Here is a 3216-nt window from a genome sequence, read left to right as displayed (position 1 = left end):
CGTGGGGGACCTGATTGGTTTCTATCACGAACATCTGGCAGGTCTGCAGGAACACCTGGCAACGCTGTGTCGGCAACGCAGCGGTCGATTTCTCTGTCTCGATTCGGGGCTGCCGCTGGAAACCATGCTGTTCGACACCTTGAAGCGAAAAGGATGGGTGCAGTAATGGCGTGGCGATGCGGTCGTGAAGAATTCCGTCGGTTGGAAAGAGGCGTTGCGATATGAGCTGGCCCGGCTTTTCCGCACTGATGAATGCATGGTGGTTCCTGCTGCTGGTGCCGCTGATTATCTTCTATTTCCTCAAGTTGAGACGCCCTCGCTTTGACGTTCCTTCGCTCGCGTTGTGGCGTCAGGTCGTTAATGATCAGCGGGTGAACTCACCCTTTCAGAAGTTCAAACGCAATCTGTTGCTGTTGTTTCAGATTCTGCTGCTCTGTTCGCTGATTATTGGTGCGATGCAGCCCTATCTTTCACGAGGAGCAGAACAAGCCCGGTTCCTGCCCGTGCTGATCGATAACTCGGCCAGTATGGCTGCGCTGGATGGCCCCAATGGCAAATCGAGACTCGACGACGCCAAGGAAAAGGTCTCGAAGCTGATTGATGACTTGCTGGCGGACCAGCGTCTCTGCCTGATCTCGGTCAATTCAACGGCCCGGAAACTGACGGACTTCACGGACAACAAACGGGTGCTCAAGGATGCTCTGGCACAATTAGATGTCACGCAGGTCCCCAGTCGCCTGGAGGATGGACTGAGGTTGGCACAGGCCATGTCTCGCGTCCAGCCGATCGAAACGGTGGTCCTGATTTCTGATGGAAATGTCCCAGCAGACATCGAATTCGAGCTTCCGTTCAAACTGAACTTTCAAAAACTGGGGCCGGGGGGAGCCAATATCGGGATCGTTGATTTCAATGCCCGGCGATCAAGAACGGGTTGGGACGTGTTCGCGCGGATCGAAGCAACCCAGCAGAAAGACGATTCCAGAAACGGGCCACCAACCGCGCGATCGTTGTGTGAGTACGAACTGCTCCAGAACGGACAGTCGATCAAGCAAGAGTCTGTGAGCATCGACGGGGGACGGGCAGAGCGGCTGGTGTTTAAGGTCCCTACCACGATTGCTGCATCCCTGGAACTGCGGATCAAACCGGACGGATTCGACTCGATGACCACGGACGATGTGGCGTACTTGGAACTTCCTGCGCCGCGACAGCTCACCGTCTTCTGTCCCCGTTCAATGGAAACCTACCGCAACGCATTGGAAAACCTTCCCGACATTCTGCTGTTCCCCGGGGACTCGGATGAGCCGAAAGCCGTTGATGTGAAGTTCGCGGAAGGGCCGATCGAAATTGGTCCCGAGTCGCGGGTCACTTTTCATGTCGGCTTTGTCCCGGACGAACTTTCAAAGCTGGTGGAACTGGTCTCGGGTCAGTCCGAAGTCGTTGATTGGCGGCGGACCGCGCCGCTGCTGCAGCACGTGCAACTGCTCGATGTGCAGATTGCAGACGACCCCAAACTGGAGAAAGGTGTCGGAGAGCGTGACTTCGAAGTGGCTGGTTACGAAATCCTGGCGCAGTCCCGTTCCGGCCCGTTGATTCTGGAGCGGGACAGGGATGGCCGTCTCGACTATCACTTTCTCTTTCACTCCGATCGATCGTCGCTGGTGTATCGAGTGGGATTCCCGATCCTTGTCCAGAACGTCATCCAGATCGCTGCACAACGGGCCGGACTGTTGGACGCGAAGGCACACGGGACAGGAACGCTCCCCCCGCAGCGGATTACCCCGGATACGGCGGTTCAAGTCACCGGACCGAACGGATATACGGAGTCGGCCACGAGCGACAAGAATGGCTTTGTCTCCGGGCTCGGGGCGCCGTATGTGGGAACATACGAAATGACGGGAGCGGAAACGCCCCTGAAACTGGGGGTTAGCCTGCTGTCCTCCAGTGAAACCGGACTAAGCACAGTCGATGTGCTGAAGTTTCCTGAAGTCCCCGTCCACGCGGCGGCTACGGTGTTGAAGACAGACCAACCCCTGTGGAGATGGTTCGCACTGGGGGGGCTATGTTTCCTGCTGGTCGAATGGTGGTACTTCCAGAAACGTCCCTCCGGAGTTCCAGCCTGAGTCACGACGCGGTGTGACCTCGCTTCTCTGCGCGGGATCTACGGGGTTCTCTGCGCTCTCCAGGTAGGAATTGCTGGGAAGCCAAATCGCGATGTACACGGATCGACAAATCCATCATCAAAACTCTGCTCAGGGGGAAGGGAAATGATCTTGGGCAGTACCCGGCTTGGAAAGAGGGCCACATGGTGACTTCCGTCATGCAGCAGCTTGCTTCAAAGTCCCTCGCGATAGTGATTTGGCTGACGCTGCTGTCGTGCTTGTTGATCACGTCTACGGCATTCGGACAGCAGAAGCCGATCTCCATCGAGGCTTCAAACATGCAGCCCTCGGTTGTGTTAGGGCGGCCGATTCTCACGTGGTGGGATGTCAAAATTCCGGGGGCTGGTTTGCTGACGGGCAAATTGCGCTTCCAAGTCCATTCAGAAGGATATCAGTTCGCATCGCTGGAAACCGAAGTTCTGACGCTGAATGGTCCCGAACAACGGATACGAGTTTTGCTGCCCGCGATCGACAGTCCACAACCGGTCGATCGGCTTCTCGTCGATATTTCGTTTGAAGGTGATAAGTATTCAGGCGACCTCGGGCAGCAGATTCTTCGCGTCCCGTTTGCGATGAAATGTGTGTTCAACATTCTCGTCGGTGAATCACGCATTGCACGTAAACGGACCCCTGAACGTGAGAAACTGATGGAGCGTCTCAAATTCGAATCTCTTGTTCCGATGCCGGTGAACAGCTCGGGACAGGTCGAAGAGCCCGACGGCGTGCAGACCATTTTTGCATCCGTTGACCCCGTCGATTTTCCTGCTGAACCCATATCGTATTGCAACTACGATCTTGTTCTGCTGATGCGTGAGGAGTTCCGGCATCTGCGGAAGGCGCAACTGGAGGGTCTGCTGGCCTGGGTTCGTGCAGGTGGGAGCCTGTATCTGGAACCGAACGGCGTTCTGGAGCCCTATCATCTTCAGTTTCTGCAAGACCTGATCCGTGACGATTCCAAGGGCCTGGTTTTCCTCCCTGACAGCACGGGCAAGATTCCTCAAGATACGGTTCCGCCGGATCAGGTCGCGATATCTTTGAAGAGTGGTCTAGGGAATGT

At 56.1% G+C, this 3216-nt stretch carries 2 protein-coding genes; both read left to right on the top strand.

What is annotated here, in order from left to right; all coding sequences use genetic code 11:
- The first annotated feature begins 221 nt into the window (after positions 1-221).
- Positions 222-2120 (top strand): vWA domain-containing protein, encoded by a 1899-nt coding sequence (locus VGE80_RS09855; RefSeq protein ID WP_440592545.1) that lies wholly within the window; start codon positions 222-224, stop codon positions 2118-2120.
- 182 nt (positions 2121-2302) lie between these two features.
- On the top strand, positions 2303-3216 hold a 914-nt coding region (locus VGE80_RS09850), incomplete at its 3' end, for a hypothetical protein (RefSeq protein ID WP_440592544.1).

It is taken from the genome of Schlesneria sp. (genome assembly GCF_036405755.1).
In the GTDB taxonomy this organism is placed as follows: Bacteria; Planctomycetota; Planctomycetia; order Planctomycetales; family Planctomycetaceae; genus Schlesneria; species Schlesneria sphaerica.
This window is presented reverse-complemented; position numbering and strand designations above follow the sequence as displayed.